Origin of the sequence: Kosakonia sp. AG348 (genome assembly GCF_003337365.1) — a bacterium.
Lineage (GTDB): Bacteria > Pseudomonadota > Gammaproteobacteria > Enterobacterales > Enterobacteriaceae > Kosakonia.
The window spans coordinates 26,114-46,807 of the sequence record NZ_QPJR01000001.1 but is presented as its reverse complement, the minus strand read 5'-3'; the positions used below and the strand labels follow the sequence as shown (position 1 = coordinate 46,807).

Here is a 20,694-nt window from a genome sequence, read left to right as displayed (position 1 = left end):
ATGTGGGCCCAGTGATGTTGGATGTGGAAGGGTACGAACTGGATGCGGAAGAGCGCGAGATTGTGGCACACCCGCTGGTTGGTGGCCTGATCCTCTTTACCCGTAATTATCACGATCCCGAGCAATTACGGGAGCTGGTGCGCCAGATCCGCAGCGCTTCGCATCATCGTCTGGTGGTGGCAGTTGATCAGGAAGGCGGGCGCGTACAGCGTTTTCGCGACGGCTTTACTCGCTTACCCGCCGCACAATCTTTTGCTGCTTTGCATGGGCTGGAAGAGGGCGGACGCCTGGCTCAGGAGGCGGGTTGGCTAATGGCCAGCGAAATGATCGCCATGGATATCGACATCAGTTTTGCCCCGGTGCTGGATATTGGGCATATCAGCGCGGCGATTGGCGAGCGTTCGTATCATGAAGACCCGGTGAAAGCGCTGGCTATGGCGACGCGCTTTATCGACGGGATGCACAGCGCAGGGATGAAAACCACCGGTAAACACTTTCCCGGTCACGGGGCGGTTACGGCCGATTCCCATAAAGAAACACCACGCGACCCGCGGCCACAAGGCGAGATCCGCGCGCATGATATGATGATTTTCCGCAACCTGATTGAGCAAAACAAACTCGATGCGATTATGCCCGCGCACGTTATCTATCCTGACGCCGATCCGCGTCCGGCCAGCGGCTCGCCATATTGGCTGAAAACAATATTACGCGGCGAGCTGGGTTTTGACGGCGTGATTTTTTCGGATGATTTGTCAATGGAAGGCGCAGCTATCATGGGAAGTTATGCTGAACGTGGCCAGGCATCGCTGGATGCCGGTTGCGATATGATCCTGGTCTGTAATAATCGTAAAGGCGCAGTAAGCGTGTTGGATAACCTGTCGCCGATCAATGCGCAACGTGTTACGCATTTGTATCATAAAGGTTCATATTCTCGTCAGGAGTTGATGAGTTCAGCGCGCTGGAAGGCGGCTCATAACGAACTGGAGCAGCTGCATGCGCGCTGGCAGGAGCACAAAGAGGCCCGTTAATTCCTGCGGACGCGATGTCGAAGTGGTGAGGATACCATGATTATCTATTTACACGGTTTTGACTCAAACAGCCCCGGCAACCATGAAAAAGTGTTGCAGCTGCAGTTTATTGATCCGGATGTGCGTCTGATAAGCTACAGTACGCGCCACCCGAAGCATGATATGCAGCATCTGCTGAAAGAAGTGGATAAAATGTTGCAGCTCAATATCGACGAGCGTCCACTGATTTGCGGTGTCGGCCTTGGCGGTTACTGGGCCGAGCGCATCGGTTTCCTGTGCGATATCCGTCAGGTGATCCTCAATCCTAACCTGTTTCCTTACGAGAACATGGAAGGGAAAATTGATCGCCCGGAAGAGTACCAGGATATTGCCACCAAATGCGTTTCCAACTTTCGTGAGAAAAATCGCGATCGCTGCCTGGTGATCCTCTCGCGCCAGGATGAAGCACTGAACAGCCAGCGCTCAGCCGAGGAGTTGCACCCCTATTACGAAATTGTCTGGGACGAAGAACAGTCGCATAAATTCAAGAATATCTCTCCGCATCTCCAGCGCATTAAGGCCTTTAAAACCCTCGGTTAATTCCCCATTCCGGCAGGTTATCTAACCTGCCGGCGTTATTTTTATTTCTGCGTTTCGCCGGGCATTATTTTGCCTGTCGACTACACTTGCTCATCTTTTAAGCATCAAAACTTGATGCATATCAATTTTGGTATGACCATTGAACCGTTCGTGTTATTCTCAGCGTCAATATCTGGTCGTAAGTGCGTAACTTGTTGTTAAATAAAGGCTATTTTTATAACTTTTAATTAACAATTGGTTAATATTTTAGGGGGTCACGTTGACTACACCATTGAAGAAAATTGTGATTGTAGGCGGTGGTGCTGGTGGTCTGGAACTGGCGACGCAGTTAGGTAAAAAGCTTGGCCGCGGCAAAAAAGCGAAAATCACGCTTGTCGATCGTAACCACAGCCATTTGTGGAAACCGTTGCTGCATGAAGTAGCGACGGGTTCGCTGGATGAAGGGGTTGATGCGCTGAGCTACCTGGCGCACGCGCGTAATCACCATTTTCAGTTCCAGCTCGGTTCTGTCGTTGATATTAATCGCGAAAACAAAATCATTACGCTTGCTGAACTGCGCGATGAGAAGGGCGAATTGCTGGTTCCGGAACGTAAACTGGCCTATGACACGCTGGTGATGGCGCTCGGCAGCACGTCGAACGACTTCAACACGCCTGGCGTGAAAGAGCACTGCATTTTCCTCGACAACCCACACCAGGCGCGCCGTTTCCACCAGGAAATGCTCAATCTGTTCCTGAAATATTCAGCGAACCTTGGCGCTAACGGCAAAGTCAATATTGCGATTGTTGGCGGTGGGGCAACCGGTGTTGAACTCTCTGCGGAGCTGCACAACGCGGTGAAACAGCTGCACAGTTATGGTTATAAAGGTCTGACAAATGAAGCGCTGAACGTGACGCTGGTGGAAGCCGGCGAACGCATTCTGCCTGCGCTGCCGCCACGGATTTCCGGTGCTGCGCATAACGAGTTGACCAAAATGGGCGTGCGCGTACTGACCCAAACGATGGTGACCAGCGCCGATGAAGGTGGTCTGCACACGAAAGAGGGCGAATACATCAACGCCGATCTGATGGTGTGGGCGGCGGGTATCAAAGCGCCAGACTTTATGAAAGAGATTGGCGGTCTGGAAACCAACCGTATTAACCAGCTGGTGGTCGAACCAACATTGCAAACCACCCGCGATGCGGATATTTACGCGATTGGCGATTGCGCGTCGTGTGCCCGACCGGAAGGTGGCTTTGTACCGCCGCGTGCGCAGGCCGCTCACCAGATGGCAAGCCTTGCCTTGCATAACATTCTGGCGCAGATCAAAGGTAAGCCGCTGAAACCGTATGTCTATAAAGATCATGGCTCACTGGTTTCTCTGTCCAATTTCTCAACCGTTGGCAGCCTGATGGGCAACCTGATGCGCGGTTCGATGATGGTTGAAGGCCGTATTGCACGCTTTGTGTACATCTCGCTGTACCGTATGCATCAGGTCGCGCTGCATGGTTATTTCAAAACCGGCCTGATGATGCTGGTCGGCAGTATTAACCGGGTGATCCGCCCGCGTCTCAAATTGCACTAACGCTGTTCTGCTCCCTGCGCTTTATCTGCCCGGGGAGCAGCATATCCCTCTGGTGATGGCGTCAAACCGCTCGGATAACTCTGAATGTCGTCATTTTCCTGCCCACTATCCCTCTTTTTACGTTCTTTCTGATTGGCTTCCTTGCTTGCGAAGTTGCAAAATTGTTACCAATAGCAAACAGGGAGAGAATCCTGATGAACAAATCAATGTTAGCGGGTATCGGTATTGGCGTGGCCGCTGCACTGGGCGTTGCCGCAGTTGCCAGCCTGAACGTGTTTGAGCGCGGTCCTCAGTACGCGCAAGTGGTTTCTGCGACGCCAATCAAGGAAACGGTTAAAACGCCACGTCAGGAGTGTCGAAATGTGACAGTGACGCATCGTCGTCCCGTACAAGATGAAAACCGTATTACCGGTTCTGTACTCGGTGCGGTAGCGGGTGGCGTGCTGGGGCACCAGTTTGGTGGCGGTCGCGGTAAAGATGTCGCCACAGTCGTTGGTGCATTAGGCGGCGGTTACGCCGGTAATCAGATTCAGGGTGGGATGCAAGAAAGGGATACCTACACCACGACCCAGCAACGTTGCAGCACTGTGTATGACAAGTCAGAAAAAATGCTCGGCTATGACGTGACGTATAAAATTGGTGACCAGCAGGGAAAAATCCGTATGGATAAAGATCCCGGTACGCAAATTCCGCTGGATGGCAATGGTCAACTCGTTTTGAATAACAAAGCGTAAAACAGAAGTACTCTGCATGTTGGCTCCTCATCGCTCAGGCTGAGGAGCCTTTTTTCATTAAAAAAGCCTCACATTTCTGCAAGGCTTTAATAAGTCAAATAAAGTCGTGTTGGCGAACCAGCAGCAGGCCTGTTATCACAATTGAAATAAATGCAAACAGTACTGAACCACCCAACAAAACCCACAGACCAAATAATAATGTTATTACTATTAACACTTTAATGAATGGTAATAGCAAAATCATCTCCATTTTCCTTCTGCATGTGTTAAGTAAAGGTAAATACCCTTTATCCTCGGAAGTCGTTCAATACAGCACTTAGGGTGAGAGCAAAGGAAAGCAAGTACATAGCTGCATCATCATGATGCTCATTATTTGTATCATCCAGACTAATCATTAGCCGCGCAATAATCACAATTAAGAATAGCAAAGCGGGGGAAAACGCTGATAGATTTTACCTATTATTGAAATGTGATATCTCAATCACAGAGGCGAGATGAGACGGTTTCCCGTCTCATTTTTTTTCAGGCTTTGATCAAATCCGGCCACAACCGCAGAGTGGTTTGAATGATTTGCAGCAGTTTTTCACAACTCGCGCCTTCACGCGCGCTGATCGACATGCCCTGCAAGATACATCCTAAAAACTGCGCTAGTGAGAGCGTGTCAACCGTCTGCGGAATTTCGCCGCGCAGCTGGCGAGCGGTGAGAAACTGACGCAGCGTCTCTTCCTGCTGTGCGTGTCGCGATTTTATGGTGTTCGCAATGGCCTGTGACGATGCCGCCAGCGTCGCCGAGGTGTTGATCATAAAGCACCCGGCGGGCGTATCCGTACTGGTAAAGCACTTCGCCACGGCGGTGAAGTAATCCCGCAGCGCACTTTCCACAGATTTTTCTTCGCACAACAACTGCGCTTCGTGCTGGCGCGCGAAACGGGTGATGTAACGATCGAGGACGGCGCGAAACAGCCCCTCTTTGTTAGTGAACTCGGCATACAGCGTCGGCGCTTTCGCCCCGGTCGCTTCGACGAGATCGGATAATGATGTGGCTTCGTAACCATGTTGCCAAAATAGCGTCATGGCTTTGTCGAGCGCCGCTTCCCTGTCGAACACTTTCGGTCGGCCACGGCTTTTTTTGGTGCAACTGCTGACTTCACTGGTCATATCGCCGCCTAACCTTTGTTAGTTTGTTGAATGACCATTATAAAAATATTCCCGACAGATAACCAGCAGCAAATTAGCACATATCGATAAATCATATCGTTATGAATTTTAAATAAATTTCATTTTATTTAATGATCGTTATAAAAAACATTAACGCCTGATGCAGATCACATCTACGATTTGTGTATCGATCGTTAATTAAATGTTTAACGGCATCCTTCATCTGCATCCAGGAATGACATCATGAAAAATATCACTGCGCTGTTTACTGCTGCTGTACTGAGTTCTCTCTCTTTTGCCAGCGTCGCTGCTGTTGAAGTGCAATCTGCTCCGACAGGCCAGCAGGAAGTGGCGACCGTTGGAGTACGTGCGAACTCCAACCTTGCCTCCGTAGAAGATCAGCTGGCTCAGAAAGCCGATGAGATGGGCGCAAAGTCGTTTCGCATCACCTCGGTAACCGGCTCTGACAACCTGCACGGCACTGCTGTTCTTTACAAATAAGCGCAACACATTACGCCACGGTGATAAAAAAGGCCCCGCGAATTATCGCAGGGCCTTTTTTTACGCCAGCAGGGCAGTTACATCACCTGCGGGTCGTTTTCAATGTGGCGGGTGACATCGACCGGCATCCCTGAACGCACTTCCATCGCATGGCTCATCACTGCTGCATCGCTGCGCGCATCATCTTTGAACGCTTGCATCGCAGCGTTCAACACGATGGGTAAGGTTTTGGGATCATCGTTAATCGATTTCGATAGCGGCTGATGCACTTCCACCAGCCGTCTGCCATCAGGTTCAACTGACGCTTTGATCGGCGTATTGATGATATTCACTGGCGTACCCGGGGAAACCTGGGCGAACAGGTTAGAGATGTCTTTATCCCGCAGACGAATGCAGCCGGAGCTAACGCGCATACCGATACCGAAATCGGCGTTAGTACCGTGCAGCAAATAGACGCCACCAAACGCGGCAAGGCGAATGGCATGGTGGCCCATCGGGTTATCTGGCCCGGCAGGCATCACCGCTGGCAGATCTATTCCCTGCGCTTTATAGCGCGCACGAATATTCGCGGTCGGTGTCCAGGTGGGGTTCGCGCGTTTATCGGAAACCGTGGTGACCATGGTGGGCGTCAGCGTGTCGCCACCCAGTTGGCCAATGCCGATCGGGTAAACCGTGACTTCGTTTTTACCCGGCGGATAGTAATAGAGGCGCAGTTCGGCGAGGTTGATCACAATGCCTTTGCGCGGCACATCGGGCAGCAGCGTTTGCAGCGGAATGGTCAGTACACTGCCCGCGCGCGGGACATACGGATCGATACCGGGGTTGGCCTGCAAAAGCGCAAGAAATCCTACATTGTATTTCTTGGCAATCGCCTCCAGTGAACCGCCGTCGTTCTGCACGACATGAAAACGGTTCTCGCCAACGAGGTTACTGCCGGAAGGGGGTAAAGGCCAGGTGTTAGCGTGTGCGGGGAGAGCGACAGTGGCGGCGGCGGCCAGCAGCGCGAGCCAGTGAACGAAACGCGACATTTTTATCATTACCATAATCCATGTAAATCATAATGTTATTGCTATAAAGCTGTGTGATGGAATTATGGTAGGTCAGCGTGTAGGGAAATCCTGGAGTATTGCAAAATATTTGTAAATGTTGAGGAAAGTAAAGGTGCCGGGCCATGCGACCCGGCGTAACGCATTTTTTCAGGCTACCGCGTTTTCGGCGAGCTGCTGCATAAAGTTACGAACCCAATCCATCCGCACTTTGCGCTCGCTGAGATCCTGCATAAATTTCAGCCGCGTTGGGCCATCGAGGCGGAAATGCTGCGGTTGTTTCTGCAGCAAGCCAATCAGCCACGCCGGATTGACATGATTTTTCGCGTTGAACTCAATCATGCCGCCTTTTTCGTTGCCTTCCAGCTTGCGGATCCCCAGTTTTTGCGCCTGCTGGCGCAAGCGGGCAATATCCAGCAGGTTACGCGCTGCATCCGGCAACAGGCCGAAACGGTCAATCAGCTCAACTTTAATCTCCTCCAGCGCATTCTCATCTTTAGCGCTGGCGATGCGTTTATAGAATGACAAGCGCGTGTTGACGTCAGGAATAAAGTCATCCGGCAGCAGCGACGGCATACGTAATTCCACTTCGGTTTGCTGGCTGGTGAGATCTTCCAGCGACGGCTCGCGGCCCGCTTTCAGCGCATCGACCGCATTTTCCAGCAGTTCCATATAGAGCGAAAAGCCGATGGTTTCCATCTGACCACTCTGGTCTTCGCCCAGCAGTTCTCCCGCGCCGCGGATCTCCAGGTCATGCGTTGCCAGCGCGAAGCCCGCGCCTAAATCTTCCAGCGAGGCGATGGCCTCCAGGCGTTTTTGCGCATCGGTAGTCATCGCTTTGGGATGCGGCGTCAGCAGCCAGGCGTAGGCCTGGTGGTGCGAGCGCCCGACTCGCCCGCGCAGCTGGTGGAGCTGGGCAAGGCCGAAGTGATCGGCGCGTTCAATAATGATGGTGTTGGCGGTCGGAATATCGATCCCGGTTTCAATAATGGTGGTGCACACCAGCACGTTGAAACGTTGATGGTGGAAATCATTCATCACCCGCTCCAGCTCGCGTTCACGCATCTGGCCGTGACCGATGGCGATGCGCGCTTCCGGCACCAGTTCCGCCAGCCGGTCGGCGGCTTTCTGGATATTTTCCACATCATTGTAGAGATAGTAGACCTGCCCACCGCGCAGGATCTCGCGCAGTATTGCCTCGCGAACCACCAGGTTGTCGTACTCGCGTACAAAGGTTTTTACCGCCAGGCGGCGCGCGGGCGGAGTGGCGATAATCGACAGATCGCGCATCCCGCTCATCGCCATATTCAGCGTACGGGGGATCGGCGTGGCGGTCAGCGTCAGGATATCCACATCGGCGCGCATCGCTTTAATACGCTCTTTGTGGCGCACACCGAAACGGTGCTCTTCATCGACAATTAACAGGCCGAGATCCTTCAGTTTGACATCGCTTTGCAACAGCTTGTGTGTGCCAATCAGAATATCGATTTTTCCTTCGGCGGCCTGCTCCAGGATCTGCGCCTGCTCTTTGGCGCTGCGAAAACGTGAAAGCATTTCGATGCGCACCGGCCAGTTGGCGAAGCGATCGCGGAAGTTATCGAAATGCTGTTGGGCGAGCAGGGTGGTTGGCACCAGCACCGCCACCTGCTTATTGTTTTCAACCGCAAGAAACGCGGCGCGCATCGCTACTTCGGTTTTACCGAAGCCGACATCGCCGCACACCAGCCGGTCCATTGCCAGCGGCTGGTACATATCGCTGAGCACCGCATTAATAGCCTGCGCCTGATCCGGCGTGGTTTCAAACGGGAAACTGTCGCAGAAAAGTTGATACTGCTCTTTGTCATGTTTAAAGGCGAAGCCCGCTTTGGCGGCGCGCTGCGCGTAAATATCCAGCAGTTCTGCGGCGACATCGCGCACTTTTTCCGCCGCTTTTTGCCGCGCGCGCGACCAGGCATCGCTCCCCAGTTTATGCAGCGGCGCGTTCTCTTCCGCACCGCCTGCATAGCGGCTGATTAAATGCAGCGACGAGACGGGCACGTACAGTTTGGCGTCACCGGCGTAGGTCAGCATCAGATATTCGCCTTTGATGCCGCCCGCTTCCAGCGTGGTCATTCCGGCATAACGGCCCACGCCGTGTTCCAGGTGCACCACCGGCTGGCCATCATGCAGTTCGGCCAGGTTACGGATCAAAGTATCCGGGTTGATGGTGCGCCGTGTATCTTGGCGACGACGCGCGACGCGCTCACCGAGCAGATCGCTTTCACAAATTAGCGCCCGGCTGCGTAACGTATCGATAAAGCCGTGTTCTGCGGCACCGATCATCAGGTATGTGCCAGGCGCTTCGGCTTCATCGAGACGCATAATACGCTTAGGCGCAACTTTGATGCGTGCCAGCAGCTCAATTAACGCCTCGCGACGACCTTCACTCTCGACGGAGAACACCACCGGCCCGGCGAACGATTCGAGGAACTTACGCAGGTTATCCAGCGGTGATTTCTGCTGCGCCTGTACCGCCAGATCCGGCAACGACCGGTAACCCAGGTTAACATGCGCGGCTTTATCGGCCAGTTGTTCGGTTTTTAACTGGATGCGCGGCCATTTCTTCAGCTCGCTGTAGAGCTCATCAACGCGAAGCCACAGCGTCTCCGGCGGCAGTAAAGGGCGCATCGGGTCAACACCGCGGTTCTCAAAACGCGCCTGCGTCTCCTGCTGGAAGCGCTCGGCGCTGCTTTCCAGATTGCCGGTGTTAACCAGCAAGGTGTTTGCCGGGAAATAGCTGAACAGCGGCGGCAGCGGTTCGCTGAAAAACAGCGGTTGCCAGTATTCAATCCCGGTAGGCAACGTACCTTTGCTGACTTGCTGGTAAATATGCTCGGCGTCGCGTTTGACCTCAAATTTATCGCGCCACTGGCTGCGGAACAGCTCAATGGCGTTTTTATCGGTCGGGAATTCGTGCGCGGGCAGTAAGTTAATTGCTTCGACTTCTTCCAGCGTTCGCTGGGTATCGGCGTCGAAAAGACGCAAACTGTCGATTTCGTCATCGAAAAAATCGAGGCGGAAAGGCTGCTCGCTGCCCATCGGGAAAAGATCAAGCAGCGCGCCGCGTGTGGCGTACTCCCCATGTTCCATAACCTGATCAACATGACGATAACCCGCGCTATCGAGTTGGCTGCGCAGCTCATCGCGCGACAAGCGTTGCCCTTTTTTCATCACCAGCGCATGGCCATGCAGGTAGCTATGCGGGCAAACGCGTTGCATCAGCGTATTTACCGGAACAATCAGCACGCCGCGCTGCATGGAGGGGAGCTGATATAAGGTCGACAGGCGGGAAGAGATAATTTCCTGATGTGGTGAGAAGCTGTCATACGGCAGCGTTTCCCAGTCGGCGAGGTTCATGACCAGGTTATCGGTAAACTGCCCAATCTCATCCTGCAAGCGCAGCGCGTTTTGCATATCCGGCGCAATCAGCACAACCGGGCCCGGATGGCGCTCAATGATTTCCGCAACTTCGGTGGCGCAGGCAGCACCTGTCAGTTCGCCAAACTGGCGCTGGTCGCCTGCTTTGACAGGCAGGGAATAACGGTATTGTTCAGGCATGGGGATATCAAGATCTCGTTATGGATATACCCCCCGTTATGGGGGCATATCCCTGATACGCAATACCATTATTATCTGTGATTAAGCGGGTTTAGCCAATACGACGCGCAGGATTAACGCGCTTGCACCGCCGTGAGATGTTTCGTCGGTGGCGTGAAAAAGAGATCGGCGAACAGTGCCGACGACAATTTTCTCACCATCAGTCCAGCCAGCGTACAAATCAGCAACGTGGCGAACGGATAGACTAACAGCAGCGCCAGTTCGACCGTTTGCGGCCATGCGCCTGCGTTCATCGGTTTGAGCAGCGCAAGGCTGATGGCCTCAATCAGAATGCGGTGAGTGGTATAAATCGCCAGCGTATTGGAGCCGACTACGTTCAGCAGACTCTTTTCGTTGGGGGGAAAACGCTGCTCCAGCACCTGGAACAAACGCATAATGCCCACAATAGAAAGCAGGCACAGCGGCAGTGGCATATTCAACATCCACAGCCCGAAAGCCACCACGGCCGCCAGCGCAAACAGTAATCCGTAGCGGCGGAGCGACACGGTTTTGACCCACTCCATTACGCTTGCCCCATACCAGGCGCCGAGCGAATAGAAAATCATATTACGCACCACGCTGTTCATCCCCCACCACGGCAGTGGCAGGTAATTAATCGCCAGGCTTGCCAGGATCATTAGCGCTAATAGTGGCACTTTCCAGTTACTGAGCAGCTTACAAAGCGTGAAATAGACCACCAGCGCATAGAGATACCACAAGCTGGTACTGGCGGTGAGCATGCCCTGCGCGAACTCGCGCCAGTTCTCCGCATAAGCCGCGTTGGCGGCATCACTCAGATCGCGCTGCGGCGCGAGCCAGTCATTTATCTGGCGTAACCCAGCCCATTGCAGGAGGCCCCACAGCGCCAGCACATAGACGATGCTCCAGATACGCTTATCGAGCGTTTCTTTCCACGGCACATCGTCTATATATCGGCGAATGAGGTAGCCGGAGATAAAAAAGAACACCGGCATACGAAACGGCGCGAGGTAAAGGTTGAAATAAATCCAGCATTTAGTGAGCGTTTGCGACCACGGATGCTGGAAAGTGGACAGGTGCGGGTAAAACGTGATGACGGAGTGATAAACCACAACCAGACAAATACATAACCCCTTGATTTGATTAATCCATAATGTTTTCTGCTTCATTCACACTGTTGCCTGTTTTGCCAAAATCCTGGGCGTTGATCCTGGGCTGACGGGAGAGGGATGTATTGGGGAAGTGTCTGTATTTGTTCATTTTCGGATTAAGGCGAGAGGGCGTTAACGGTCAACAGCCGTACAAACAAACGGAAATGCAAACTGGCTGACAGTTGTTTATTGGTTTGATTTCACGGAATTTTTCCTTATCTGTCTGACGAATACTTACCGTTTCACTCATTTACGCTCTGTGCTTTCGCTTATATACTCCTCACTCTGCTATCAGCAACCAGACGGATTTCATGTACCAGCCTGTCACTCTTTTCATAGGCCTGCGCTATATGCGCGGGCGCGCAGCGGACCGCTTCGGTCGCTTTGTCTCCTGGCTGTCAACCATTGGCATCACCCTCGGTGTTATGGCGCTGGTAACGGTGTTATCGGTGATGAATGGCTTTGAGCGCGAGCTGCAAAACAACATTCTGGGGCTGATGCCACAGGCCACTCTTACCACGCAAAACGGCTCACTGAATCCAGCGCAGCTGCCGGCAAGCCAGATCAAATTACAGGGCGTGACGCGAATTGCGCCGCTCACCACTGGCGATGTAGTGCTCCAGAGCGCGCGCAGCGTGGCGGTGGGGGTGATGATGGGCATCGATCCGGCGCAAAACGATCCACTGACGCCATATCTGGTGAATGTCAAACAAAGCGATCTGCAAGCGGGCAAATACAACATTATCCTCGGTGAGCAACTGGCCGGTCAGTTGGGCGTGAACCGTGGCGATCAAATTCGCGTGATGGTGCCCTCTGCCAGCCAGTTTACGCCGATGGGCCGTTTGCCGAGCCAGCGTCTGTTCACCGTGGTGGGTACATTTGCGGCGAACAGTGAAGTCGACGAATACCAGATGCTGGTCAATATTGATGACGCTTCACGCCTGATGCGCTACCCGGCGGGGAATATCACTGGCTGGCGTTTATGGTTGAATGAGCCGCTGAAAGTCGATGTGCTCAGCCAGCAGACATTGCCGGAAGGCACCAAATGGCAGGACTGGCGCGATCGTAAAGGCGAGCTGTTCCAGGCCGTGCGGATGGAAAAAAACATGATGGGGCTGCTGCTGAGCCTGATCATCGCCGTTGCGGCATTCAACATTATTACCTCGCTGGGTCTGATGGTGATGGAAAAGCAGGGCGAGGTAGCGATTTTACAAACCCAGGGCTTAACCCCACGTCAAATCATGGCCGTGTTTATGGTGCAGGGGGCCAGCGCCGGGATTATTGGCGCGTTGCTGGGTGCCGGGCTGGGCGCACTGCTCGCCAGCCAGTTAAATAACCTGATGCCGATTATCGGCGCCTTCCTTGATGGCGCAGCCCTGCCGGTGGCGATTGAACCGCTGCAGGTGATTGGTATTGCGCTGGTGGCGATGGCCATCGCGCTGCTCTCTACGCTTTATCCTTCCTGGCGCGCCGCCGCCACTCAACCCGCTGAGGCTTTACGTTATGAATAAGATCCTGTTGCAATGCGACAACCTGTGCAAACGCTATCAGGAAGGCAGTGTGCAAACCGACGTACTGCATGATGTCAGCTTTAGCATGGCGGAAGGGGAGTTAATGGCGATTGTCGGCAGCTCCGGCTCCGGTAAAAGTACGCTGTTGCACCTGTTAGGCGGGCTGGATACGCCAACCTCTGGCGATGTGATTTTCCGTGACCAGCCAATGAGCAAACTCACCTCGACCGCCAAAGCGGAGCTGCGTAACCGGGAATTAGGCTTTATCTACCAGTTCCATCATTTGTTGCCGGACTTCACCGCGCTGGAAAACGTGGCAATGCCGCTGTTGATTGGCAAAAAGAAACCAGCGGAAATTAATGAGCGTGCCCGGGAAATGCTGCGCGCGGTTGGGCTTGAACATCGCGCCAGCCACCGTCCTTCCGAGCTTTCCGGCGGCGAACGCCAGCGTGTGGCGATTGCCCGCGCGCTGGTCAACAATCCGCGCCTGGTGCTGGCAGATGAACCGACAGGGAACCTCGATGCGCGTAACGCGGACAGCATTTTCGAACTGCTGGGCGAACTGAACAAAATGCAGGGCACGGCTTTCCTCGTGGTGACCCATGATTTACAACTGGCGAAGCGTATGAATCGCCAGTTAGAAATGCGCGATGGTCGTCTGAACACTGAAGTCACCCTGATGGGGGCCGAGTAATGGCCTCACCCCTCTCTTTACTGATTGCGCTGCGTTTTAGTCGTGGTCGCCGTCGTGGCGGCATGGTGTCGCTGATTTCGGTGATCTCCACCGTTGGCATCGCGCTGGGCGTGGCGGTGCTGATTGTTGGTTTAAGCGCGATGAATGGTTTCGAACGTGAACTGAACAACCGCATTCTGGCGGTGGTGCCGCACGGTGAAATCGAGCCGGTGAATCAGCCGTGGACGAACTGGGACACAGCGCTGGAAAAAGTGAAAAAAGTGCCGGGCATTGCCGCCGCTGCGCCCTATATTAATTTTACCGGGCTGGTGGAAAGCGGTGCCAACCTGCGCGCGATTCAGGTGAAAGGCGTTGACCCGGCGCAGGAAACGCAGCTTAGCGCCTTGCCGAAATTTGTGCAGGGCGACGCCTGGCAAAATTTCCGTGCCGGTGAGCAACAGATCATTCTGGGTAAAGGCGTGGCCGATGCGCTAAAAGTGAAGCAGGGCGACTGGGTTTCCATCATGATCCCCAACTCCGATGACGCGCATAAACTGCTGCAACCCAAACGCGTGCGTTTGCATGTCACGGGCATTCTGCAACTGAGCGGCCAGCTTGATCACAGCTATGCGATGATCCCGATGCAGGACGCGCAGCAATATCTGGATATGGGCGGCAGCGTCACCGGCATCGACATCAAGGTAAATGATGTGTTTAACGCCAATAAACTGGTGCGCGACGCGGGTGAAGTGACCAACAGCTACGTCTATATCAAAAGCTGGATTGGTAAGTACGGCTACATGTATCGCGACATTCAGATGATCCGCGCCATAATGTATCTGGCGATGGTCTTAGTGATTGGCGTGGCCTGTTTTAACATTGTCTCGACGCTGGTCATGGCGGTAAAAGACAAGAGTGGTGATATTGCCGTGCTGCGTACGCTCGGGGCGAAAGATGGGCTTATCCGCGCCATTTTCGTCTGGTACGGTCTGCTGGCAGGCCTGCTTGGCAGCATCAGCGGTGTGGTGATCGGCGTTGTCGTATCATTGCAATTAACGCCAATCATTAACGTGATTGAAAAGTTGATCGGCCATCAGTTCCTGTCGGGAGATATCTACTTTATCGATTTCCTGCCATCGGAGCTGCACCCGCTGGATGTCGTCTATGTGCTGGTGACGGCGTTGGCGCTAAGCCTGCTGGCAAGCTGGTATCCGGCGCGCCGGGCGAGCAATATTGATCCTGCACGAGTGCTGAGCGGGCAGTAATTCCGCGTGGAACGGGCCACAACGAAGGAGTGGCAATGAATTACGGATTTGATATCGGCGGCAGTAAAATCGCGTTGGGCGTCTTTGACGCCAACCGGCGCTTACAGTGGGAAAAGCGCGTCGCCACCCCGCACAACAGCTATCAGGCGTTTCTGCGCGCCATTGCCGATCTGGTTGCCGAAGCGGATGCGCATTTCGGTGTCAAAGGCAGCGTCGGCGTTGGTATTCCCGGCATGCCGGAAACCGCCGACGGCACGCTGTATGCCGCTAATCTCCCCGCCGCCAGCGGTCAACCGCTGCGCGCCGACCTTACTGCGTTGCTTGAGCGAAATGTGCGTATCGACAACGACGCCAACTGCTTTACGCTCTCCGAAGCCTGGGATGACGAATTCCGCCAGTATCCGCTGGTGATGGGGTTAATCCTCGGCACCGGCGTTGGCGGTGGGCTGGTGGTGAATGGCAAATCCATCTCTGGCCGTCGCTTTATCACCGGTGAGTTCGGTCATATCCGCCTGCCGGTGGATGCGCTGGGGCTGATGGGTTTTGATTTCCCGCTTACCCGATGCGGCTGCGGAAAGATCGGTTGTATTGAAAACTATCTCTCCGGGCGCGGTTTTGCCTGGCTGTACCGACACTTCTATCATCAATCCTTGTCAGCGCCGGAAATCATTACGCGCTGGGAACAGGGCGAGGCGAAGGCGCTGGCGCATGTGGAACGTTATGTGGATTTGCTGGCGGTGTGTCTGGGTAATATTCTGACCATTGTCGACCCGGATCTGCTGGTAATTGGCGGCGGTTTATCAAATTTCAGCGCGCTGACCCGGCGGTTGCCAGCGCGTATTGCGCCGCATCTGTTACCGGCAGGCGATGTACCACGTATCGAACGCGCACGCCATGGCGATGCGGGCGGGATGCGCGGCGCGGCCTTTCTTCACCTCACTGACTAATCTGAGAGGATGCTATGCAATCGCGACGTTCACATCGTCTCAGCCGTTTTCGCCGTAACAAGCGCCGTTTGCGCGAGCGCTTGCGTCAGCGAATTTTTTTCAGAGACACAATGGTGCCAGGCGTAATGGAAAAACCAAGAGTCGTCGTTCTGACGGGAGCGGGCATTTCCGCTGAATCCGGTATTCGTACCTTCCGCGCAGCAGACGGGCTGTGGGAAGAGCATCATGTTGAAGACGTGGCGACACCGGAAGGCTTCGCCCGCAACCCGCAACTGGTGCAAACCTTCTATAACGATCGGCGCAGGCAGCTGCAACTGCCGGAGATTGTGCCGAATGCCGCGCATCTGGCGCTGGCGAAGCTCGAGCAGGCGCTGGGCGATCGCTTTTTGCTGATCACGCAAAACATCGACAACCTGCACGAACGCGCGGGCAATAAAAACATTATCCATATGCACGGCGAGCTGCTGAAAGTGCGCTGTTCGCAAAGCGGGCAGGTGCTGGCGTGGACGGGCGATGTCACGCACGATGACAAATGCCACTGCTGCCAGTTCCCGGCACCGCTGCGCCCGCATGTGGTGTGGTTTGGCGAAATGCCGCTGGGGATGGACGAGATTTACAGCGCGCTGGCAATGGCGGATGTGTTTATCGCGATTGGCACCTCCGGGCATGTTTATCCGGCTGCCGGGTTTGTGCATGAAGCGAAACTGCAGGGTGCGCACACCGTAGAGCTGAATCTCGAACCGAGCCAGGTTGGCAGCGAGTTTGAAGAGAAACACTATGGGCTGGCAAGCCAGGTCGTACCGGAATACGTTGAAAAGCTGCTGAAAAAGCTTTAACCATGACCGCCATCCTTTTTAGCTAAGGGGATGGCGGTTTAGCGCTTTTTACTGACCTGTTCGCCACGCGCCAGCGTGTGACTATCGTGAAAATCCCTGGTAAGTTCCCCGTAAGACAACCCCCCTGATGATAGCGTTTCCACCGCTAACAGGAGCATCATCATGGGTGTTGTGCCACGTTGTGTTGTCGCAGCCAGTCTTATGTCTGTTGTCTTTGCCGCCCGGGCCGATGAACCGCCGGTTTGGGGAATTGGCGTCGGCGTCATTAGCACGCAAAAGCCTTACCAGGATAGTGACCGTCAGTACACCCCGATCCCGATTCTGCATTATGAAAACCGTTATTTCCGCTTTTCAGGCACGGCGGCTGAAGTCAAATTGCCCGCGCTACATCTGAGTGAAACCCAACAGCTCAATATCGGTCTAATAGCCCGTTACGATGGCGCAGGCTATTCGTCCGATGATGCCGATATCCTGAAAGGGATGGACAAGCGCAAAGGGGGATTCTGGGGCGGAGCGGGCATCGGGTGGCAAAACCCGGTGGTGGATCTGTTTACCGACTGGACTCACGATCTTTCCGGTAACAGTCGCGGGCAGCGTTTACGCCTGGGCGCAGAAAAGCGCTGGCATCTGAGTGAGCAATTTACGTTGACGCCGCGGCTGGTCGTCAGCCGTTATAACAGCAGCTATGTCGATTACTACTACGGCGTGCGCCGCAGCGAAGCACGTCCGTGGCGGCCTGCATACCGTGCAGATGCCTCGATTAACACCGAAATGGGCGTACGCAGCCTGTACACATTCAATGAACATCACACGCTGATGGTTGACGTGGAAATGACGCTGCTGGCGTCGGAAATTAAGGACAGCCCGCTGGTGAACAGGACTAACGAAAACCGCATCTTAATAAGTTATCTGTACTATTTCTGATGAGCCGAATATTACTGATTGAAGATCACGACCATCTGGCGCGCCTGATTGCCAAAGGGCTGGCAGCGGCGGGCATCGCTGTGGATATTGTCGGGCGCGGCGATGCGGCCTGGGCGGCGATAGCACAGGTCTCTTATCAGGGGCTGGTGCTCGATCGCGGTTTGCCCGATGGCGACGGTATCCAGCTATTGCATCGCCTGCGCCAGGCGCAGGTCGCGATCCCGTGTTTGATCCTCACCGCCCGCGATGCGCTGCACGATCGCGTCGAAGGGCTGGAGGCGGGCGCGGATGACTATCTCGCCAAGCCGTTTGCCATGGAGGAACTGGTGGCGCGTGTGCGTGCCCTGTTGCGCCGTCCGGTGCAAAGCCAGCCGCTGCAACCGGCGTGGGGCGATTTAATCCTTTCGCCGGAAGCCAGCATTATGCAGTGTGGCGAACAGCACATTGCGCTGGCACCTGCTGAGCTGCAAATCATGTTAGCGCTGGTAGGAAAGCAGGGCGGCGTAGTGCGCCGTAGCCGGATGGAAGCCGCCGGATGGGGGTTAAGCGATGCGGTAACGCCGAACGCGCTCGACGTCGCGCTGCACCGGTTAAGGCGTAAGTTAACGGCGATTGGTTCGCGCCTGCAGATTGTTAACCTCAGGGGATTAGGCTATGCCATCCGGGAAAAAACGTTGGCTGAATAGCCTTGCGCTGAAGATCCTGCTGGCGTTTGTCGCCGGGGCGCTGCTGAGTATTGCGTTGCTGGTGCTGTCTGGCCGGGTGGTGAAAGAGCGCTTACCGGGGATGGATCTTTCTGACTACACCCACCGGCTGGCTCAGGACTTGCAGTTTGACGCGCGCGGGCAGCCGACCGGGTTCAATAACGGCGACCAATTTCCACTGTGGATCTACCAAAGCATCACCGATGATGTGGCTTATCGCGTGCTGGATGGCGAAGGGCGAGTCGTGCTGATGTCGCCTGGCACGCAGCACTGGCCGACGCTTGCACCGCGAGTATCACGAGAGTTTAAATTCACGCTTAACGGCATGATTTACGATGGTGCGACCGAACCGTATGTTCTTGCAGGCAAAACCTGGTGGATCCAGATGGCTGCCAGCTCGCGGATTATCGATTTTCTGCATCGCGGTTTTGCCTTACCGTTTATCCGCTTTGGTATCGAGTTGTTCAGCCTGGTGCTGCTGGTGGTCTTCGGGCTTTGTGCGTGGGTGACGCTGAAATATTCCCTCAAGCCGCTGCGCAATGTGTCGACGGAGGCGGCGCTAATCTCGCCGCGCTCGCTGGATGCGCGTCTGCAAACACGCGGTGTACCGACAGAGATCTCCCCGCTGATTGACAGCTTCAACCAGGCGCTGGCGCGACTGGAGAAGGGGTATCGTAATCAGCAGGATTTTCTGGCGAAAGCGGCGCATGAGTTAAAAACACCGCTGACGCTGATTCGTGCAGAAGTAGAAATGATGGAGGCCACGGAGGAGGCCCGTGAGCCGCTGTTGTTGCAGGTCGAACATCTGGCGCGTCAGGTTCAGCAGTTATTACTGCTGGCTGAGGCCAGCGAACCACTGAGCTACCAGTTTGCTCAGGTTGATGTCCATGCGATTGCCCGCGATTGCGTGCAGTTTCTTCAGCGTATCGCTTCAGATGCGCAGGTTTCGTTGACCTTATCAACGGCTGACGATCCGCTGCGCTGGCGCGCCGATCGCGGGGCGTTATTCACCCTGCTTAAGAACCTGATCGAGAACGCTATCCAGCACGCGCCGCCCGGTACGTCCGTGCATATTGCCGTCAGTGGAAATGGGTTTACGGTGCGCGATGTCGGGCCGGGCGTGGCGGAAGGCGAATTGCCGTTGCTGTTTTCGCGCTTCTGGCGCGGCGCGCATCGACGCGATAGCGGGGCGGGGCTGGGGCTGGCGATTTGCCATGAAATTGCGCTGGCACACGGCTGGACGCTGCAGGCGGAAAATGCCAGACCGGGGTTGCTTCTGGCGGTGTCGACCGGGTGAGCGACCCGGTCGACGAAAGCGGTTAACGGCCCGCTTTTAACTTCTGGTAGTACTCTTCATAAATGGCGCTGGTGCTGCCGACATCGTTTTGCCATTCACCTTTCTGGATGGTTTCGGCATCCGGATAGAGGGATTTATCGTTTGCCACTTCAGGTTTGAGCAGCTTACGCGCCGCCAGGTTTGGCGTCGGGTAACCGATGGTTTCCGCGACCTGTTTGGCGATTTCCGGGCGCAGCAGGAAGTTAATCAACTTCAGCGCACCGTCGACGTTTTTCGCGTTTGCGGGAATCGATAAGCTGTCCATCCAGAAAATACCGCCTTCTTTCGGCCACACGACCTTCAGCGGCGTTCCCGCCTGGCGCGCAACCCAGGCGGAGCCATTCCACACCATCCCGAGATTCACTTCACCTTCCATATACGGGTTCGCCGGGTTATCGGAGTTGAACGCCGCCACGTTTGGCATCAGTTTTTGCAGCTCTTTATAAGCCGCTTCAATCTCTTTCACATCGGTGGTATTGCCGGAATAACCGAGTTTGCGCAGCGCCATCTGGAACACTTCGCGCGCGTCATCAGTTAACAGCAGGCTGCTTTTGTATTCCGGTTTCCACAGATCTGCCCAACTGGTGATGGTTTTCGCATCGATGGCGTCAGTATTGACGCCGATCGCCGTCGCGCCCCAAATGTACGGAATGGAGTAATCGTTATTCGGGTCGAATGGCTTGTTAAGCATCTCGGGATCGAGATTGTGGAAGTTTGTCAGCTTCGTTTTGTCGATCTTCTGGATCATGCCCTCTTTGCGCATTTTGTCCACGAAGTAGGTCGACGGGACGACCAGGTCGTACGCGCCTTCTTTATAGGTTTTGAGCTTGGCGTACATCGTTTCATTCGATTCATACGTCGAATAGATAACCTTAATGCCGGTCTCTTTGGTGAACTGCTCCAGCAGGCCCGGCGGCACATACTCGGTCCAGTTATAGAAGAAGAGTGTTTTGTTGTCGTCAGCGTGTGCGGCGCTCATGCCGAGGGCAAGTGCGCCCGCCGCGAGCAGGTGGCGTGACCATTTTTTCATTCAAACGTCCCCTGAGTTAGAGCCTGCCTTGCAGGCTATTTTATTTGCCATTTCGGGTCCGGACAGTGCCCGAACGCCTAACGTTCTGCGGC

Annotated in this window: 18 protein-coding genes; 13 read left to right on the top strand and 5 right to left on the bottom strand. The window is 54.7% G+C overall.

Annotated elements, in window-relative coordinates:
- The first annotated feature begins 2 nt into the window (after nucleotides 1-2).
- From nagZ to DFO56_RS00245, 4 genes are all read left to right on the top strand, one after another.
- The gene (gene nagZ / locus DFO56_RS00260) at nucleotides 3-1,028 is read left to right on the top strand and encodes a beta-N-acetylhexosaminidase (RefSeq protein WP_045507117.1); all 1,026 of its coding nucleotides are present in this window, start codon (nucleotides 3-5) and stop codon (nucleotides 1,026-1,028) included.
- 36 nt (nucleotides 1,029-1,064) lie between these two features.
- Nucleotides 1,065-1,607, top strand: coding sequence for an alpha/beta hydrolase YcfP (ycfP, locus tag DFO56_RS00255; RefSeq protein WP_020457464.1), 543 nt, complete (start codon nucleotides 1,065-1,067; stop codon nucleotides 1,605-1,607).
- A gap of 259 nt (nucleotides 1,608-1,866) precedes the next feature.
- Nucleotides 1,867-3,171: an NAD(P)/FAD-dependent oxidoreductase gene (locus DFO56_RS00250; RefSeq protein WP_045507119.1), complete on the top strand. Its 1,305-nt coding sequence runs from the start codon at nucleotides 1,867-1,869 to the stop codon at nucleotides 3,169-3,171.
- A 194-nt stretch (nucleotides 3,172-3,365) separates the two neighbouring features.
- Nucleotides 3,366-3,905 carry a glycine zipper 2TM domain-containing protein gene (locus DFO56_RS00245; RefSeq protein WP_020457466.1) on the top strand — a complete coding sequence of 180 codons (540 nt, stop codon included), beginning with the start codon at nucleotides 3,366-3,368 and terminating at the stop codon, nucleotides 3,903-3,905.
- 522 nt (nucleotides 3,906-4,427) lie between these two features.
- Here DFO56_RS00245 and DFO56_RS00240 read toward each other — a convergent pair.
- On the bottom strand, nucleotides 4,428-5,063 hold the full coding sequence (locus DFO56_RS00240) for a TetR/AcrR family transcriptional regulator (RefSeq protein WP_045507121.1): 636 nt from the start codon (nucleotides 5,061-5,063) through the stop codon (nucleotides 4,428-4,430).
- 243 nt (nucleotides 5,064-5,306) lie between these two features.
- On the opposite strand from DFO56_RS00240, the gene DFO56_RS00235 reads away from it, so the two are divergent.
- Nucleotides 5,307-5,564 carry a DUF1471 domain-containing protein gene (locus DFO56_RS00235; RefSeq protein ID WP_045507123.1) on the top strand — a complete coding sequence of 86 codons (258 nt, stop codon included), beginning with the start codon at nucleotides 5,307-5,309 and terminating at the stop codon, nucleotides 5,562-5,564.
- A 77-nt stretch (nucleotides 5,565-5,641) separates the two neighbouring features.
- On the opposite strand, the gene DFO56_RS00230 is transcribed toward DFO56_RS00235, so the two are convergent.
- The 3 genes from DFO56_RS00230 to DFO56_RS00220 form a co-directional block, all read right to left on the bottom strand.
- Entirely contained in the window at nucleotides 5,642-6,601 is a 960-nt protein-coding gene (locus DFO56_RS00230) for a L,D-transpeptidase family protein (protein ID WP_045507126.1), read from the bottom strand.
- A 159-nt stretch (nucleotides 6,602-6,760) separates the two neighbouring features.
- Nucleotides 6,761-10,207, bottom strand: coding sequence for a transcription-repair coupling factor (gene mfd, locus DFO56_RS00225; RefSeq protein WP_045507129.1), 3,447 nt, complete (start codon nucleotides 10,205-10,207; stop codon nucleotides 6,761-6,763).
- A 113-nt stretch (nucleotides 10,208-10,320) separates the two neighbouring features.
- The gene (locus DFO56_RS00220; RefSeq protein WP_045507132.1) at nucleotides 10,321-11,394 is read right to left on the bottom strand and encodes an acyltransferase family protein; all 1,074 of its coding nucleotides are present in this window, start codon (nucleotides 11,392-11,394) and stop codon (nucleotides 10,321-10,323) included.
- 293 nt (nucleotides 11,395-11,687) lie between these two features.
- On the opposite strand from DFO56_RS00220, the gene lolC reads away from it, so the two are divergent.
- The 8 genes from lolC (at nucleotide 11,688) to DFO56_RS00180 (ending at nucleotide 19,533) form a co-directional block, all read left to right on the top strand.
- On the top strand, nucleotides 11,688-12,887 hold the full coding sequence (lolC, locus tag DFO56_RS00215; protein ID WP_020457472.1) for a lipoprotein-releasing ABC transporter permease subunit LolC: 1,200 nt from the start codon (nucleotides 11,688-11,690) through the stop codon (nucleotides 12,885-12,887).
- Nucleotides 12,880-13,581 (top strand): lipoprotein-releasing ABC transporter ATP-binding protein LolD, encoded by a 702-nt coding sequence (gene lolD / locus DFO56_RS00210; RefSeq protein ID WP_045507135.1) that lies wholly within the window; start codon nucleotides 12,880-12,882, stop codon nucleotides 13,579-13,581. Before lolC ends, lolD begins: the two co-directional genes overlap by 8 nt.
- Nucleotides 13,581-14,825, top strand: a complete 1,245-nt coding sequence (gene lolE, locus DFO56_RS00205) for a lipoprotein-releasing ABC transporter permease subunit LolE (RefSeq protein WP_020457474.1) — start codon at nucleotides 13,581-13,583, stop codon at nucleotides 14,823-14,825. Before lolD ends, lolE begins: the two co-directional genes overlap by 1 nt.
- Before the next feature lie 35 nt (nucleotides 14,826-14,860).
- Nucleotides 14,861-15,772 carry an N-acetylglucosamine kinase gene (gene nagK / locus DFO56_RS00200; RefSeq protein ID WP_045507138.1) on the top strand — a complete coding sequence of 304 codons (912 nt, stop codon included), beginning with the start codon at nucleotides 14,861-14,863 and terminating at the stop codon, nucleotides 15,770-15,772.
- 14 nt (nucleotides 15,773-15,786) lie between these two features.
- The gene (gene cobB, locus DFO56_RS00195) at nucleotides 15,787-16,608 is read left to right on the top strand and encodes a Sir2 family NAD+-dependent deacetylase (protein WP_020457476.1); all 822 of its coding nucleotides are present in this window, start codon (nucleotides 15,787-15,789) and stop codon (nucleotides 16,606-16,608) included.
- Nucleotides 16,609-16,770: 162 nt separating this feature from the next.
- On the top strand, nucleotides 16,771-17,532 hold the full coding sequence (locus DFO56_RS00190; protein WP_045507141.1) for a MipA/OmpV family protein: 762 nt from the start codon (nucleotides 16,771-16,773) through the stop codon (nucleotides 17,530-17,532).
- Nucleotides 17,532-18,218, top strand: a complete 687-nt coding sequence (locus DFO56_RS00185; protein WP_045507144.1) for a response regulator transcription factor — start codon at nucleotides 17,532-17,534, stop codon at nucleotides 18,216-18,218. Before DFO56_RS00190 ends, DFO56_RS00185 begins: the two co-directional genes overlap by 1 nt.
- Nucleotides 18,187-19,533, top strand: coding sequence for an ATP-binding protein (locus DFO56_RS00180; RefSeq protein ID WP_045507147.1), 1,347 nt, complete (start codon nucleotides 18,187-18,189; stop codon nucleotides 19,531-19,533). Before DFO56_RS00185 ends, DFO56_RS00180 begins: the two co-directional genes overlap by 32 nt.
- Before the next feature lie 22 nt (nucleotides 19,534-19,555).
- Here the strand turns inward: DFO56_RS00180 and potD are convergent, their stop codons facing one another.
- Complete coding sequence (gene potD, locus DFO56_RS00175) at nucleotides 19,556-20,602, bottom strand: spermidine/putrescine ABC transporter substrate-binding protein PotD (RefSeq protein WP_045507150.1); 1,047 nt, start codon at nucleotides 20,600-20,602, stop codon at nucleotides 19,556-19,558.
- Nucleotides 20,603-20,694 lie beyond the last annotated feature (92 nt).

What these genes read in the sequence shown, in the direction of transcription:
- ycfP (WP_020457464.1), top strand. Translation starts at nt 1,065, where the DNA reads ATGATTATCTATTTACACGGTTTTGACTCAAACAGCCCCGGCAACCAT.
- DFO56_RS00245 (WP_020457466.1), top strand. Translation starts at nt 3,366, where the DNA reads ATGAACAAATCAATGTTAGCGGGTATCGGTATTGGCGTGGCCGCTGCA.
- DFO56_RS00240 (WP_045507121.1), bottom strand. Translation starts at nt 5,063, where the DNA reads ATGACCAGTGAAGTCAGCAGTTGCACCAAAAAAAGCCGTGGCCGACCG.
- DFO56_RS00235 (WP_045507123.1), top strand. Translation starts at nt 5,307, where the DNA reads ATGAAAAATATCACTGCGCTGTTTACTGCTGCTGTACTGAGTTCTCTC.
- DFO56_RS00230 (WP_045507126.1), bottom strand. Translation starts at nt 6,601, where the DNA reads ATGATAAAAATGTCGCGTTTCGTTCACTGGCTCGCGCTGCTGGCCGCC.
- mfd (WP_045507129.1), bottom strand. Translation starts at nt 10,207, where the DNA reads ATGCCTGAACAATACCGTTATTCCCTGCCTGTCAAAGCAGGCGACCAG.
- DFO56_RS00220 (WP_045507132.1), bottom strand. Translation starts at nt 11,394, where the DNA reads ATGAAGCAGAAAACATTATGGATTAATCAAATCAAGGGGTTATGTATT.
- lolC (WP_020457472.1), top strand. Translation starts at nt 11,688, where the DNA reads ATGTACCAGCCTGTCACTCTTTTCATAGGCCTGCGCTATATGCGCGGG.
- lolD (WP_045507135.1), top strand. Translation starts at nt 12,880, where the DNA reads ATGAATAAGATCCTGTTGCAATGCGACAACCTGTGCAAACGCTATCAG.
- lolE (WP_020457474.1), top strand. Translation starts at nt 13,581, where the DNA reads ATGGCCTCACCCCTCTCTTTACTGATTGCGCTGCGTTTTAGTCGTGGT.
- nagK (WP_045507138.1), top strand. Translation starts at nt 14,861, where the DNA reads ATGAATTACGGATTTGATATCGGCGGCAGTAAAATCGCGTTGGGCGTC.
- cobB (WP_020457476.1), top strand. Translation starts at nt 15,787, where the DNA reads ATGCAATCGCGACGTTCACATCGTCTCAGCCGTTTTCGCCGTAACAAG.
- DFO56_RS00190 (WP_045507141.1), top strand. Translation starts at nt 16,771, where the DNA reads ATGGGTGTTGTGCCACGTTGTGTTGTCGCAGCCAGTCTTATGTCTGTT.
- DFO56_RS00185 (WP_045507144.1), top strand. Translation starts at nt 17,532, where the DNA reads ATGAGCCGAATATTACTGATTGAAGATCACGACCATCTGGCGCGCCTG.
- DFO56_RS00180 (WP_045507147.1), top strand. Translation starts at nt 18,187, where the DNA reads ATGCCATCCGGGAAAAAACGTTGGCTGAATAGCCTTGCGCTGAAGATC.
- potD (WP_045507150.1), bottom strand. Translation starts at nt 20,602, where the DNA reads ATGAAAAAATGGTCACGCCACCTGCTCGCGGCGGGCGCACTTGCCCTC.